Source organism: Pseudomonas sp. FG35 (genome assembly GCF_057809295.1).
The window spans coordinates 1-14,125 of sequence record NZ_JBMDJR010000012.1 but is presented as its reverse complement, the minus strand read 5'-3'; the positions used below and the strand labels follow the sequence as shown (position 1 = coordinate 14,125).

At 61.1% G+C, this 14,125-nt stretch carries 13 protein-coding genes; 4 read left to right on the top strand and 9 right to left on the bottom strand.

The genetic code is table 11. The features are described from left to right. Nucleotides 1-200 precede the first annotated feature (200 nt). Complete coding sequence (locus tag ACODTD_RS21880) at nucleotides 201-1,025, bottom strand: aminoglycoside phosphotransferase family protein (RefSeq protein WP_489105197.1); 825 nt, start codon at nucleotides 1,023-1,025, stop codon at nucleotides 201-203. Then, nucleotides 1,018-1,506, bottom strand: a complete 489-nt coding sequence (locus ACODTD_RS21875; RefSeq protein WP_007953087.1) for an SRPBCC family protein — start codon at nucleotides 1,504-1,506, stop codon at nucleotides 1,018-1,020. The genes ACODTD_RS21880 and ACODTD_RS21875 overlap by 8 nt, the downstream gene beginning before the upstream one ends. 196 nt (nucleotides 1,507-1,702) lie before the next feature. On the opposite strand from ACODTD_RS21875, the gene ACODTD_RS21870 reads away from it, so the two are divergent. Both ACODTD_RS21870 and ACODTD_RS21865 read left to right on the top strand, forming a co-directional pair. Beyond that, complete coding sequence (locus ACODTD_RS21870; protein ID WP_221614297.1) at nucleotides 1,703-2,623, top strand: ADP-ribosylglycohydrolase family protein; 921 nt, start codon at nucleotides 1,703-1,705, stop codon at nucleotides 2,621-2,623. Between the two features lie 55 nt (nucleotides 2,624-2,678). Next, nucleotides 2,679-3,083: a lysozyme inhibitor LprI family protein gene (locus tag ACODTD_RS21865; RefSeq protein WP_221614296.1), complete on the top strand. Its 405-nt coding sequence runs from the start codon at nucleotides 2,679-2,681 to the stop codon at nucleotides 3,081-3,083. A 139-nt stretch (nucleotides 3,084-3,222) separates the two neighbouring features. On the opposite strand, the gene ACODTD_RS21860 is transcribed toward ACODTD_RS21865, so the two are convergent. From ACODTD_RS21860 to ACODTD_RS21850, 3 genes are read right to left on the bottom strand one after another with little or no spacing between them, the layout of a single operon-like run. Then, on the bottom strand, nucleotides 3,223-4,248 hold the full coding sequence (locus ACODTD_RS21860; RefSeq protein ID WP_221614295.1) for a histone deacetylase family protein: 1,026 nt from the start codon (nucleotides 4,246-4,248) through the stop codon (nucleotides 3,223-3,225). Between the two features lie 3 nt (nucleotides 4,249-4,251). Then, nucleotides 4,252-5,490 (bottom strand): Zn-dependent hydrolase, encoded by a 1,239-nt coding sequence (locus tag ACODTD_RS21855; protein WP_221614294.1) that lies wholly within the window; start codon nucleotides 5,488-5,490, stop codon nucleotides 4,252-4,254. A gap of 22 nt (nucleotides 5,491-5,512) precedes the next feature. Continuing rightward, complete coding sequence (locus ACODTD_RS21850; RefSeq protein ID WP_011335212.1) at nucleotides 5,513-6,823, bottom strand: MFS transporter; 1,311 nt, start codon at nucleotides 6,821-6,823, stop codon at nucleotides 5,513-5,515. A gap of 161 nt (nucleotides 6,824-6,984) precedes the next feature. Between ACODTD_RS21850 and ACODTD_RS21845 the strand changes: the two genes are divergently transcribed. Next, nucleotides 6,985-7,920: a LysR family transcriptional regulator gene (locus ACODTD_RS21845; protein WP_489105196.1), complete on the top strand. Its 936-nt coding sequence runs from the start codon at nucleotides 6,985-6,987 to the stop codon at nucleotides 7,918-7,920. On the opposite strand, the gene ACODTD_RS21840 is transcribed toward ACODTD_RS21845, so the two are convergent. From ACODTD_RS21840 to ACODTD_RS21830, 3 genes are read right to left on the bottom strand one after another with little or no spacing between them, the layout of a single operon-like run. Then, entirely contained in the window at nucleotides 7,914-8,843 is a 930-nt protein-coding gene (locus ACODTD_RS21840; RefSeq protein WP_489105195.1) for a 2-hydroxyacid dehydrogenase, read from the bottom strand. The genes ACODTD_RS21845 and ACODTD_RS21840 overlap by 7 nt on opposite strands. Next, nucleotides 8,840-9,595, bottom strand: coding sequence for a class II aldolase/adducin family protein (locus ACODTD_RS21835; RefSeq protein ID WP_489105194.1), 756 nt, complete (start codon nucleotides 9,593-9,595; stop codon nucleotides 8,840-8,842). Before ACODTD_RS21835 ends, ACODTD_RS21840 begins: the two co-directional genes overlap by 4 nt. Next, a complete protein-coding gene (locus ACODTD_RS21830) occupies nucleotides 9,592-10,893 on the bottom strand; it encodes an MFS transporter (protein ID WP_489105193.1) in 1,302 nt (433 codons plus the stop codon). Before ACODTD_RS21830 ends, ACODTD_RS21835 begins: the two co-directional genes overlap by 4 nt. A gap of 144 nt (nucleotides 10,894-11,037) precedes the next feature. On the opposite strand from ACODTD_RS21830, the gene ACODTD_RS21825 reads away from it, so the two are divergent. Next, on the top strand, nucleotides 11,038-11,997 hold the full coding sequence (locus ACODTD_RS21825) for a LysR family transcriptional regulator (protein ID WP_011335217.1): 960 nt from the start codon (nucleotides 11,038-11,040) through the stop codon (nucleotides 11,995-11,997). A 12-nt stretch (nucleotides 11,998-12,009) separates the two neighbouring features. Here ACODTD_RS21825 and mrdA read toward each other — a convergent pair whose 3' ends face one another. Continuing rightward, nucleotides 12,010-13,902: a penicillin-binding protein 2 gene (gene mrdA / locus ACODTD_RS21820; protein ID WP_011335218.1), complete on the bottom strand. Its 1,893-nt coding sequence runs from the start codon at nucleotides 13,900-13,902 to the stop codon at nucleotides 12,010-12,012. Between the last annotated feature and the right edge of the window lie 223 nt (nucleotides 13,903-14,125).

Below are 14,125 nucleotides of genomic sequence, written 5' to 3'. Positions count from 1 at the left end.
GCCGAAGCGGGTTTTTCCCAAGACCATTATCGACTCCCTGTCGGCAGCGATCCTTGCTAATGGTCGATCATCCGTGATCCTGAAACACTCCCTGTGCTTCAGTTGATGAGGCTAGATTACGCTGTGGATCCAATCGGCAATAGTCGAAATAGCTACCATCGCGTGTAAGACATTCGCCATAGCGGGCCTTCCGAAAACCCTTAGGCGTGCCAGGCATCAAGTGCAGAAGCCGCCAGTTGCGCGACTTTCAGCTGTCCTTTTGCCGCGGTTTGCTCGTCATCCTCCAGAAACCACGCGGCAGACAGTCCGGCAAACGCGAGCACCCATTGCAGCAGGCGTTTTCGCTCGATTCCCGCCGCCTCGCAGATCACGTCGACTTGTCGCCGAAAGCGCTCGGGATCAGTTGCCGTCGGCAATTCCGGGTTGCAGATCAGGTTGGCATAGTCGTAGCCGCGTTCGCCCCGTACTCGCTTGGGGTCGATGGCCAGCCAGCCCCGTGGGCCGAAATCGAGGACGTTGTCGTGGTGCATGTCGCCGTGCAGCACCACTACGTCCTGCGGCTCGGCAAGCAAGGTCTGGGCGGTTTGCAGGCATTCGGCGTATTGGCCGCCGTATCGGGCTGCGGCCACTCGTAGTGATGCGAACCACGGCGCGAGTTCTACCAACGGCGGTGGCGGCGTCAGACGCGGTGCGTGCAGCCGGGCCAAGGATCGGCACATGATCCGCGTGGCCTCGTCGTCCTCGCCGTTGAGCGCCATGTGCATCAACGAACGCTGACCCATCGCCCGCTCCAGCAACAGGCCTTCGTCGTGATGGGCGAACACCCGGGCGGCGCCGTCGCCGTCCCACCAGGTCATCAGCAGGTTGCCGTATTTTTCTTCGTCGTCCACCGCGACTTTCAGCATCGCCGGAGTATCGTCCTGACGCACCGGCAACAGGCGGCTGCCCGGGGTAATGATCGGCTCGCCGTCCGGCGCCAGCGCCCAGCGTCCCAGCCACGGCGCGAACAGGTCGAGATCAGCCACCTTCACGCTCACGGGCCCGGTCGCTCTCCGTGAGGAAGTGCTCAAGTCGACTCAACTGTTCCTCCCAGCCCCGACTGTCCATGTAGTAGGCCTCTTTCTGGCGCACGTCGGGGATGTGCGCAAAGCCTGATTCGGAGACCTTCAGCAGCGTGCCGTTCTCGTAGTCCTGCAGTTCGAATTTGACCAGCGTGGTCGGTTCCTGGGAGTAGTCGATTTTCGGGTTTACCGCGTACGGGTGCCAGCGAAATGAGAACAGCTGCTGTGGCTCGACCCGCTCCACCAGCACGTTCCAGAGCACATGTTCATAACCGGGGTAAGTGACCTGCCCCTGCGTCCATTCGCCGGCGATAAACCGCCGGCCCTCCAGCGCAACGCCGAACCACTGGCCGAACGCCTCGGCATCGACCAGGGCGCGCCAGACATGGGAGCGCGGCGACCTGAGCATGATCTTGCGTTCAAAGCTGTTGGGTACTGGTTTCATACGTCACCTCCTGTTTTGAACAGTAGGCTTGTATGACCACATGTCCAATCCGAAGTTGTATCAATCCAGTGCAAAGGTCGGCTCTGATTGAAATATCCGGCAGTATTTTGCGGCGCCGGTTCGTCAGAATGCGCACGGATCAGCGTTGCGAAACTGATAACGTTCGCAGCGAACTGAACGACACAAGGACGTCATCATGCAGCCCTCCCTCCCCGAACGTTACCGTGGCGCCCTGCTCGGCCTGGCCTGCGGCGATGCCGTGGGAACCACCGTCGAATTCCAGCCGCGCGGCAGCTTCCAGCCCCTGACCGACATGGCCGGTGGCGGGCCGTTTCGCCTGAAGCCCGGACAATGGACCGACGACACCTCGATGGCGTTGTGCCTGGCGGAAAGTCTGCTGAACAAAAACGGCTTCGATGCCGCCGACCAGATGGGCCGCTATCTGAACTGGTGGCAATGGGGTTATCTGAGTTCGACCGGCGAATGTTTCGATATCGGCATGACCGTGAGTCAGGCGCTGGATCGCTATCAACACACCGGAGAGCCGTTTGCCGGCTCTACTGACCCGCACAGTGCCGGCAATGGCTCGTTGATGCGACTGGTGCCCGTGGTTCTGTTTTATTTCCCCGATGCCCGGAAAATCAGGCGATTCGCCGCCGACAGTTCGCGCACCACGCACGCGGCACCGGAGGCCATCGAATGCTGCCAGCTGTTTGCCGACCTGCTCGGCAAGGCCCTGGAAGGCGCATCGAAAGCGCAACTGCGCACCCTGCCGCCAACAGCCTTCAGCCAGTCCAAGGTCGCGGCGATTGCCCAGGGCGAGTACCTGCACAAGACCGAGCGCGACATTCGCGGCAGCGGTTACTGCGTCGAATCCCTGGAAGCGGCGTTATGGTGCTTCCACCACACCGACAGTTTTGCCGCAGCCGTCCTGCGAGCGGCCAATCTGGGGGATGACGCAGACACCACGGCCGCCATCGTCGGCCAGTTGGCCGGCGCCCATTATGGTGTGCAGGGAATCCCGTCCGGGTGGCTGGAAAAGCTGCATGACGGAGAAGAGATCGCCGCGACTGCCGAACGGTTGCTCAACGCATCCAGACATCGCACACCTTCTTAGCGCCATGAAGTCGCTAAACTGCCCGGCACGTTCATTCATCAAAGCGAGATGACTCATGTCCCCACGCCTGCTTCTGGCCCTGACGCCTTTTCTTTTCACTTCCGTTGCTCACGCTGCCGTGGACTGCGCTAATGCCAGCGATCAGGCCACCATGAACCAGTGCGCCGCGCAGGAAAACAAGGCGGCGGACAAGGAGTTGAATACGGTTTATCAGCAGATTACCGCTCGGTTGAAGGACAACCCTGATGGCAAGAAACTGCTGGTAAGCGCGCAACGGGCGTGGATCGGCTTTCGCGATGCCGAGTGCAAGTTTTCGGCATCCGGGGTGGCAGGCGGGAGTGTTTATCCGTTGATCTACAACAATTGCATCACCTCAGTGACAAAGACGCGAACCGAGGCGCTCAAGCAGTATTTGAAGTGTGAGGAAGGTGACATGAGCTGCCCGGTGCCCGGAGCCTGATCTTCCAGAGTTATTGAAGGCCTCATCGCTGGCAAGCCAGCTCCCACAGTTTTTGTGTCGATCACAAAAAACTGCAACTGCACAAACCCCTGTGGGAGCTGACTTGTCAGCGATGGCGACCTGTCGGATCACATCAATTTCAGATCTGCCACACCTCAGCATTCACGAAAAACGCCCGGGCGTTGTCTTCGAGACTTTCCAGGTGATAGCCGCCCTCCTGCACGATCAGGCATGGCAGGTCCAGGCTGCGGATCCGCTCGCCCAGTGCTGCAAAACCTTCGCGGGTCACAGCGACCTTGCTTTGAGGGTCCAGCTCATAGATATCGAAGCCCAACGACAGCACCAGCACCCCAGCGCCGAACTCGCGCACGGCAGCCAAAGCGACTTCCAGTTGCCCAAGGAAATCCGCTTCGCTTGAACCATGGGCCATCGGCAGGTTGAGGTTGAAGCCCTCCCCCGCGCCGCTGCCACGTTCGTCGGCGAACCCGGCGACGCCGGGATAGAAGTTGGTCGGATCGCCATGCACCGAGACGTAGAGCACGTCATCGCGGTCGTAGAAAATCTCCTGAATGCCCTGGCCGTGGTGCATGTCGGTGTCGAGCACCGCGACTTTTTCAAACTTGTCGCGCAGCACCTGCGCCGCCACCGCTGCGTTGTTCACGTAGCAGAAACCGCCCGCCGCTTCGGCCCGGGCATGATGCCCCGGCGGACGGCACAAGGCGTAGGCTGCCGGCTCGCCATCAATCAACGCCTGCGCCCCGGCCACTGCGCTTTGCGCCGACCAGTAGGCCGAGCGCCAGGTCTGCTCGCCGACCGGGCAACTGCCGTCCGCCAGATAGCGCGCCGCTTGGGCGAGAATGCCGCGCAAAGCGTTGGGCTCGCGGACGAAAATGTTCGACATCACTTCATCGCCCCAGTCTTCGGGGATTTCCTTCCAGCGTGCGTGCGCTTCCTGAAGAAAGGTCAGATACGGCGCGCCATGCACCGCCAGCAACGGCGCGAGACCGGCATCGGCGGGTTGCTCGACACTGAAGCCCAGACCGTGGGCGGCCTGCACCAGACGTTGCGCACGCTCGGGAACTTCCTGCGGCGTACGCATCTGCCCGCGCGAGTAATAGCTGCGTGGATGGTGGAGCAATTGTTCGGGGTGGAAAAAACTGCGCATGGTTCAGGCTCCCTGTTCGATTCGACCGGCACGGGCCAGTACGGCGTTGAGCAATACATCGGTGCCCTGCTTCACATCTTCGGCCAACACGTCTTCGGCTTCGTTGTGACTCAGGCCGCCAACGCACGGGATAAACACCATCGCCGTCGGGCAGTAGCGCGCGAGGTGAATCGCGTCATGCCCGGCGCCGCTGACAATCGACTGCTGAGCGTAGCCCAGCGCATCCACCGCTTCTTGCACGGCTGCCACGCATTCGGCGTCGAACGGCGTGGCCGGGCTGTTCCAGTGCTGGGTGATCGCCAGGTTCAGGCCTCGGCCATCGGCGATGGCCTGCAACCGGGCGCGGACCTGTTGCTCCATGGCGGCAATGGCGTCGTCGCGGTGATGACGCAGATCGACGGTGAAATTCACCAGCCCCGGAATGGTGTTGCGCGAGGATTTATTGATGCTCAACTCGCCGACCGTGGTCAGACCTTCGGGGGCAAAATCCGCCGCCAGACCTTCAATCGCCTGAATCATCCGCGCCACGCCGTACAGCGCATCTTTGCGCAGCGGCATCGGCGTGGTACCGGCGTGGGCAGCCATGCCTTCCACGCGCACGTCGAGCCAGCGGATCGCCTGACCGCCCGTGACCACGCCGATGCTTTTGGCGTTGTCTTCGAGGATCGGGCCTTGTTCGATGTGCGCTTCAAAATACGCGTCCACCGCGCCGCCCAACGGACGCTCACCGGCGTAACCGGTACGCTGCAAAGCCTCGGCGACGCTGATGCCATCGATATCGCGTACCGTCAGCGCGGCGTTCAGATCCATGATCCCGGTGAACACCGCCGAGCCGAACATGGCCGGGGTGAAGCGCGCGCCTTCTTCGTTGGTCCACACCGCCACTTCCAGCGGTTTGCGGGTCTGGATGTTCTGGTCGTTTAGGCAACGCACCACTTCCAGACCGGCGAGTACACCGTAGACGCCATCGAAACGCCCGCCTTCGGGCTGGGTGTCGAGGTGGCTGCCCATCATCACCGGCGCGGCGTCCGAATCGGTGCCGGCGCGACGGGCGAACAGGTTGCCGATGGCGTCCACGCTCAGGGTCATGCCGGCTTCGCGGCACCAGTGGGCGAACAGTTCGCGACCGGCCTTGTCTTCGTCGCTCAATGCCAGACGGCAGCTGCCGCCTCGGGCTGTCGCACCGATTTCGGCCATGGCCATCAGGCTCGCCCACAGGCGTTCGCCATTGATTTTCAACATGAGGTTCTCCTGAGATTCCGGGTCAGGCACGGGCCATTTCCGCGCGATGGACGTTGGCGTGACGACGAGCGAGGGACAGCACGCAGACCAGCGAAATGCCGGCGATCAGGCTGTAGAACACCGCCATCGGCCACCACTGCCCGGTAAATTTGTGCGCCAGCATCGTGCCGATCAGCGGCGTCAGCCCACCGGCCACCGCGCCGCAAATCTGATAGGCCAGCGAGATCGCGGTGTAGCGCACGCGGGTCTCGAACATGCCGCTGACGTAGCCGGCGATCACTGCGTAGAACGAGGCCATGCACACCACCGCCAGCGCGATGCCGAGGATGATCAGCGGCGCCTGGGCCGAACTCACCAGCACGAACATCGGGTACGGCGAGGCCATCGCCAGCAGCGACACCAGGCACAGGAAACGCGTCGCGCCGATCTTCTCCGCCGTCCACGCGGCCAGCGGCTGGACGCAGAACTGGATGATCGCGACGAAGAACAGGCATTCGAGAATCAACGAACGCGGCAGTGCCAGTTGCTGAGTGGTGTAGGCGATCATGAAGGTGTTGGTGAAATACACCCCGGCGATGCCCAGCGTGTTGGCACCGATGCACAGCAACAGCGGACGCCACGCGGTGCGCAACACTTCCATCACCGGCGCTTGTTCATTCTTGATTTGCTTGCTGGCCTGCTCGCGACTGGCGAGGAATTCCGGCGATTCGTTCACGCCCAGTCGGATCGCCAGGCCCACCAGCAGCAACAGCGCACTGGCGAGGAACGGCAGACGCCAGCCCCAGCTCATCAGGTCTTCTTCCGGCAAACGGGTCACCGCGCTGAAGGCCAGCAGCGACAGAATCAAACCCGCCGGACTGCCCAGTTGCGCGAACGAGGCGAAGAAATTGCGCCGGCCCTTCGGAGCATGTTCACCAGCCATCAACACCGCCCCGCCCCACTCGCCACCGACGGCGATGCCCTGGACGATACGCAGCAGAATCAGCAGCACCGGAGCCGTCGCGCCGATCTGCGCGTAGGTCGGCAGCAGACCGATGCACACCGTGACCACACCCATCATGAGCAGCGTGATGATCAGGGATTTCTTGCGGCCGATGCGGTCGCCGATATGACCGAAAATGATCCCGCCCAGTGGCCGGGCAAAGAAGCCCACGGCGAAGGTGCCGAACGCGGCCATGGTGCTGAACAGCGGATCGTCGGAGGGAAAGAACAGCGCACCGAACACCAGCGCGGCGGCGGTGGCGTAGATGTAAAAGTCGTACCACTCGATCATGGTGCCGATGAAGGCTGCGGCCGCCGCACGGCGCGGCTGGTTCGAAGCGTGGGGCTTCATGGGTCGGGCTCCTTTGATTGTTTTTTTGGCAGGAGGAAAACGTAAATCCAAGGCGCTCTGGCGGCGCCTGTCGTGGGGTGATTTATCGTCCCGGGGCTATGATTAGTCAATTTTCTATTTATTATTCCGAGTATTACCCTTCCTTATAATCGAGAAATCCCATGGCCGAACGCGACGTCCAGCGCCTGCTCAACGACCGCCTCGACTGGAACCTGTTGCGCACCTTTCGGGTGATCGGTCAGGAGCTGAGCATCAGCCGCGCCGCCGCGCGTCTGCACCTGACGCAACCGGCGGTGAGCCAGGCGCTCAAGCGTCTTGAGGAGCAACTGGGTCGCCAGTTGATCGCCCGACGCGGCCCACGATTTGCCCTCACCGAAGTCGGCGAGCAGATCTTCGAACTGGCCGGCGAGATCTACGGGCAGATGTCCCAGGTCAGCAGCCTGCTGGAGCAACCGGCCGACGAGGTGATCGGCAAGGTGCGACTGCTGATCATCAGTCGGATCTTTTCCGAGCGCTTCGATGACTTCCTCGCTGACTTTCACCGGCAGTATCCGAGGGTGGATCTGGAGGTGGATGTGATGCGCAGTTCGGACATCGTCAGCGCGCTTCAGGAGAAAACCGCGACCCTTGGTCTGAGCCTCAATCGCCGCCTGCAACCGCGTCTGGAACAGCGTCTGTTTCTGCGTCAACGCTATGCGTTTTTCTGTGGCAAACACCACGCGCTGTTTGGCCGACAGGACATCGGCGAAGGCGATCTGCAGCGTGAGAACTTCGTCAGTTTCACCAGCGACCAGATTGGCGGCATGCTCTCGCCGCTGACGATTTTTCGCGATCAACAGGGCTTCAGCGGACGCATCGTTGCCTCCTCGCCAAGCCTGGAAGAGGTGCGGCGACTGGTGATCGCCGGGTTCGGTATCGGTTGTTTGCCGGAGCATGTGGTGGCGGCGGACGTCGAGGCCGGATTGCTCTGGCGCCTGCCGCCCCACGAGGGGATTGCCGATGTCGACATTCATCTGCTGTGGAATCGCGAGCAGCGCATGAGCCGCGCCGAGACGCTGTTCATCGAACGCTTGCAGGCCTGTCTGGCGGATCAGTAACCGAGTAGCCGATCCGCGCTGTTGAGCAAAGGCTCACCGGCATTCAGACGGCGGAAGTTCTCGGCGATCTGCTCCGCAATGCAGTCATGAGACGCCGCCGAAGCCATGTGCGGGGTGATGGTCACGCCCGGAGTTTTCCACAACGGATGATCGGCGGGCAGCGGTTCCTGTTCGAAGACATCGAGCAGTGCCCCGCGCATTTTTCCACGGGCCAGCGCCTGCTGCAGATCCTCGATGTTCAGATGCCCGCCGCGCCCGACGTTGACCAGTGCCGCACCGTTGGCCAGCCGTTCGAAGGTCTGATGATTGAGGATGCCGCGAGTATCGTGGGTGAGCGGCAACAGGTTGATCAGCAACTCCACGCCGTCGAGGAACGGATTGAAGGCGTCAGTGCCGGCGAAGGTCTGCACGCCCGGTAAATCCTTTTTGCTGCGCGCCCAGCCACGCACCTCGTAACCGGCGTTGGCCAGGTCTTGGGCGATCGCGCTGCCGAGCGAACCGAGCCCCATCACACCGATCCGGAACTCATGGGCCGGGCGTTGCAGCGGTCGCTCCCAATGCTGTTGGCGTTGTTGCTCCAGCACTTGATCGAAGCCGCGATGAAAATGAATCACCGCCCAGCGCACATACTCGGTCATGCCTTGGCGATGACCGGGATCGACCACCCGGCACACCGGCAGATCCGGGCATGACGGATCGTGCTCCAAATGATCGATGCCGGCGGCGACCGAGTGAATCACTTGCAGATTGGGCAACGCGGCGAGGCTGTCCGGCAACGGAAACCAGCACGCTGCGATCTGCGCATTCACCGCACGGGGATCGTCAGCCAGCACCGCCGAAAGCTGCGGCGCACGGCGAGCAAAGGCTTCCTGCAATTGTTTGAGCAACAGCGTATCGCGGGACATCAGTGCAACGGTGTTCATGACAGATAGGACTCGCGCTGGGATTCGATCAGGGTCAGTGCGGCCTCCCAGGCCAGGTCGATGATGTTGTCCTGTTCATCGCGGTCGAACTGCTCGGCGGTGTGGGCGCAGACTTCCGGCGACGGGAAATGCAGCTCGCAACCGCCGGCCAGCGCTTGCACTTGGGCCTGGCAGGCACGCTCCAGAAAATGGATTTCCTGGAACGCCTGGGCCACGCCGGAACCGCCGACCAGCAGGCCGTGATTGCGCAGGATCATCGCCCGATGCGGGCCGAGGTCGGCGATCAACCGCTCGCGCTCATCCAGCGACAAAGCGATGCCTTCGTAGGTGTGGTAAGCGAGTTTTCCGTAGAACTTCAGCGCGTGCTGACTGATCGGCAGCAGGCCTTGTTTCTGCGCAGCGGCGGCCATGCCGGCGGCGGTGTGAGTGTGGATCACACAGTTCAGATCCGGGCGCGCCATGTGGATCGCCGAGTGGATCACGAAGCCGGCAGCGTTGACCCGATGCCCGGCGTATTCAGGGTCGACGATGCGTCCGTCCTGATCGATGCGCACCAGATCGGAAGCGCGCATGCGGTCGAAAATCACCCCGTAGCGATTGATCAGGAAATGATGCTCCGGCCCCGGAATCCGCAGCGTGAGGTGGGTGTCGATCAGGTCGGTCATGCGAAAGTGCGCGATCAGGCGGTACAGCGCCGCGAGCTCGCAACGGGCTTGCCATTCGATCGGGTCAATGTGGGCGGGCTTACTCACGAATACACCTCTTTGTTGGTATGAAGGGTGACCGGGTTGGCCCGCAGACGTGCGAGGCCACAGACACCGATCAGAGACAGGGCCGACAGCAACGTGAAGAACACCGCCAGTGGCAGCCATTGCCCGGAGAACTTGCTGGCCAGCAGCGTGCCGATCAGCGGCGTGCTGCCGCCGGCAAGTGCGCAGCTCAGTTGGTAAGCGATGGAAATGCCCGAGTAACGCAGATGCACCGGGAAGGCTTGGGTCATGTATCCGGCGATCACCGCGTACAGGGCCGAGAGAATCACCACCGCGGCGGCGATGCCGAGGGTCATCAACAGAATGTTTTGAGTGCCGACCAGCAGGAACATCGGGTATGGCGTGACCATGCACAGCAACGCGACCAGCATCAGGAATCGGCCTTCGCCGATGCGCTCGGCGAGCAGCGCCGATAACGGTTGCGACAGCAGTTGAATGACTGTTACGAGGAACAGGCAGTCGAGAATGGTCGAGCGCGGGATGCCCTGATATTGGGTGACGTAGGTGATCATGAAGGTGTTGGTGAAGAAGAAGCCGGCCGAACCGATGGTGACGGCGGCGGCAGCAAACAGGATCTGCCGCCAGCACTGACGGAACACGTCTTTCACCGGGTATTTCGCCGTCTCGTTGTTGTCCCTGGCCTTGGCGAACTCCGGCGATTCATGCACCCCGGAGCGGATCATCAACCCGACCATCATCAGCACGCCGCTGGCGAAAAACGGCAGACGCCAGCCCCAGGCGAGGAAGTCTTCCGGGGACAGCGACGTCACCAGTCGGAACGCGATCAACGCCAGCAGCAAACTCGCCGGGCTGCCGAGCTGGGCGAACGAGGCGTAGAAGGTTTTGCGTTTGGCCGGCGCGTGCTCACTGGCCATCAACACCGCCCCGCCCCACTCGCCGCCGACGGAGATGCCTTGGATCAGGCGCAATACGATCAACCCGATCGGCGCCCAGATGCCGACGCTGGCATAGCTCGGTAGCAGACCGATGCCGGCGGTGGCCAGGCCCATCAGCGCCATGGTCACCAACAGCATTTTCTTGCGACCCAGACGATCGCCCAAATGCCCGAACACCATCCCGGCCATCGGGCGGGCGATGAAGCCGACGGCGAAACTGCCGAATGCGGCGAGGGTGCTGGTCACCGGGTCACTGCTGGGAAAGAACACTTGCCCGAGCACCAGTGCGGCGGCGGTGGCGTAGATATAGAAATCGTAGAACTCGATGGTCGTGCCAATGAAGGCAGCTGCCGCGGCGCGACTCGGCTGAGCGGTGGTGTGCATGCAAGAACCCTGTGTATTTATAGTTTTGGGCAGGTGTCGAAGCGGCTGACGGTCGCGCTCTGTGGCGCTTGTGGGCTTTATCGCTTCCGTGACAGGATTAGTCAATTTTCAAAAACTTATCTTTACTATTAGCGTGACTACTACATGACTTCTACTGCTAATCCCTGGGTCGGTCGGCGTTTTCTCAATGACCGGCTGGATTGGAACCTGCTTCGCACGTATCTGGTGATCGGTCAGGAAGGCAGCATGAGCCGCGCTGCTGCGCGGTTGCACATCACCCAATCGGCGGTCAGTCAGGCGTTGAAACGTCTCGAAGAGCAACTGGATTGTGTACTGATTGCGCGCAGCGGACGGCGCTTTGATCTGACGGAAACCGGGGAGGAAGTCCTGCGGATTGCGGCGGACATCTACGGGGATATTTCCCGTCTGGGCACCGTGGTCGAGAATCGCCATGACGACGTGGTGGGCAAGATCCGTATCCTCACCGTCAGTGGCGTTCAGGCGCGGCATTACGATGAGTTTCTTGCGGACTTCCACGAAACTCACCCGAAAATCGAGCTGGAAGTCGAGGTGATGGGCAGCTCGAACATCATCAGTTCATTGCTGCAGAAGACCGCTACGGTGGGGGTCGGACTGTGTCGATTACCCCAACCAAGGTTGGAGCAACGGGTACTGTTTCGTGAGCGCTATGCGTACTTTTGCGGACAGCGACATCGACTGTTCGGGCAGCAGAATCTGACGCTGGAGCAACTGGCGGCGGAGAACTTCGTCAGCTTCACCAGCGATCAGCTCGGCGGCAATCTTTCGCCATTGACGCTGTTTCGTGACCAGCAGGGGTTTACCGGCAAGATCGTTGCTTCCTCCACCAGTTTCGAAGAGATTTATCGCCTGATCTGTGCAGGGTTCGGGATTGGTTGCTTGCCGATTCACCTGGTGCGACGGGATGTCGAACAGGGTTTGCTGTGGCGCTTGCCGCCGGAGGATGGGGTGGTGGATTTCGATATTCAGCTGCTGTGGAACCGCGAGCAGAAGATGACTCAGGCGGAAACGGTATTCCTCGACAGCTTCCAGCACATGCTCAGCTTGCGTGAGCCTGTGCTGTGAAGCTTTAGCGGGTTACACGTGAGGATCGCCCGGCGCTTTGGTCGGCGCCGCGTATTGCGGCTTGAGGTGACCGTCCTGGTCGAGTAGCCAGGCGTCCATGATCTGCCGCACCACCGGACCTGCGACTCGGCCACCAGCCTCGCCGTTTTCGATCATTACCGAGATCGCGATTTTCGGATGCTCGGCCGGGGCAAACCCGACAAACAGGGCGTTGTCACGATGTCGCTCGAGGGTTTTCTCGCGGTTGTAACGCTCACCCTGTTTGATCGCCACCACCTGCGCCGTACCACTCTTGCCGGCGATGCGGTATTGCGCACCGGCCGCTGCCGCACGAGCAATGCCGCGGGCATCGTGCATCACCATCTGCATGCCGTGGTTGACCTGCTCCCAGTCACGGGGATCTTTGAGCAGGATGTTCGGCATCGGATGCTCGTCCACCGGCGCCACACCGTCGACGGTCTTGGCCAGGTGCGGACGGTTCCAGACGCCCTTGTTGGCGATCAGTGCGGTGGCTTGAGCCAGTTGCAGCGGCGTGACCTGCATGTAGCCCTGGCCGATACCGAGGATCACGGTTTCGCCGGGGAACCAGGCCTGACGCCGGGTGGCGCGCTTCCACGCCTGGGACGGCATCAAGCCCGGTGACTCCTCGAACATGTCGAGCGAGACTTTCTCGCCAAGGCCGAACATCGCCATGTAGTCGTGAAGGCGATCGATGCCGAGCTTGTGCGCCAGGTCGTAGAAGTAGGTGTCGTTGGACCGCATGATCGCTGCATCCATGTCTACCCAACCGTCGCCGCTGTGGTTCCAGTTGCGATACTTGTGGTCGAAATCCGGCAGTTGGTAGTAGCCCGGATCGAAGACTCGGGTTTGTGGAGTGACGACACCGGCGTCGAGGCCAGCGATGGCCACTTCCGGCTTGATCGTCGAACCGGGTGCATACAGACCGCGCAGCACGCGGTTGAATAGCGGACGGTCGATGGAGTCGCGCAGCGCGGAATATTCCTTGGAGCTGATACCGGTCACGAACAGATTGGGGTCGAAGCTCGGGTTGCTGACCATGGCCAGCACTTCGCCGGTAGAGGGGTCCAGTGCAACGACCGAGCCGCGACGGTCGCCCAGTGCGGCTTCGGCGGCTTCCTGGAGTTTGACGTCGAGGCTCAGGACAATGTTTTTGCCTGGTATTGGATCGGTGTGTTTCAGGACCCGTAGTACTCGACCTTGTGCGTTGGTCTCTACCTCCTCGTAACCGACGTGGCCGTGCAGCTGTGGCTCGTAGAAGCGTTCGATACCCGTCTTGCCGATGGATTGGGTGCCACGGTATTCGACGGAGTCGAGGGTTTTGGATTCTTTTTCGTTGATACGGCCAACGTAACCGATCGAGTGTGCGAAGTGCGCACCCAACGGGTAGTTACGAACGAATTGTGGCTCGACATCCAGGCCCGGTAGACGGAACTCGTTAACTGCCAGCACGGCGATCTGTTCTTCGGTTAGCTCATAGAACAGCGTTACGGGTGTAAACGGATGACGCGACTGCTTCATGGCTTTGTCAAAGACTGCGCGGTCTTCGGCGGGCAGGTGCAGGAGGTTGATGACTTCATCCAGCTCTTGATTGACGTCAGTCGCCCGTTCGCGGGTGATGGTCAGGTTGTAGCTGGGACGATTATCGGCCAGCAACACGCCGTTGCGATCGTAAATCAGGCCGCGTGTCGGCGGGATCGGCAGGACATGGACGCGATTGTTTTCAGAGATGGTCGAGTGGTAATCGAACTCGACGACTTGCAGGATGTACAGGCGTACCACCAGGGCACAACTGATGGCGAAAACGAACAAGGCACAGGCGATCAGGCGTTTGTTGACCAGCCGCGTCTCTTTTTCGTGGTCCTTGATAGGGATGGGTTCAGGCATTTCTGCAGCCACTCTTTGACAAAAAATAAGCGCCGATCCTTGGGCATGACATCAGTCCGTTAAAAAACGAGCTGCACCATACCAAAAACCGGGCGGTCATTTCAGAAGGATTTCCCCAATGGTTCCGGTCGAGACGGCTGGAGGTTTCTCCAGGCACTTTCCTGCGGCCAAAACAAAACCCCAACTGCTTTCGCAATTGGGGTTTCGGAATTTAATCTTGACG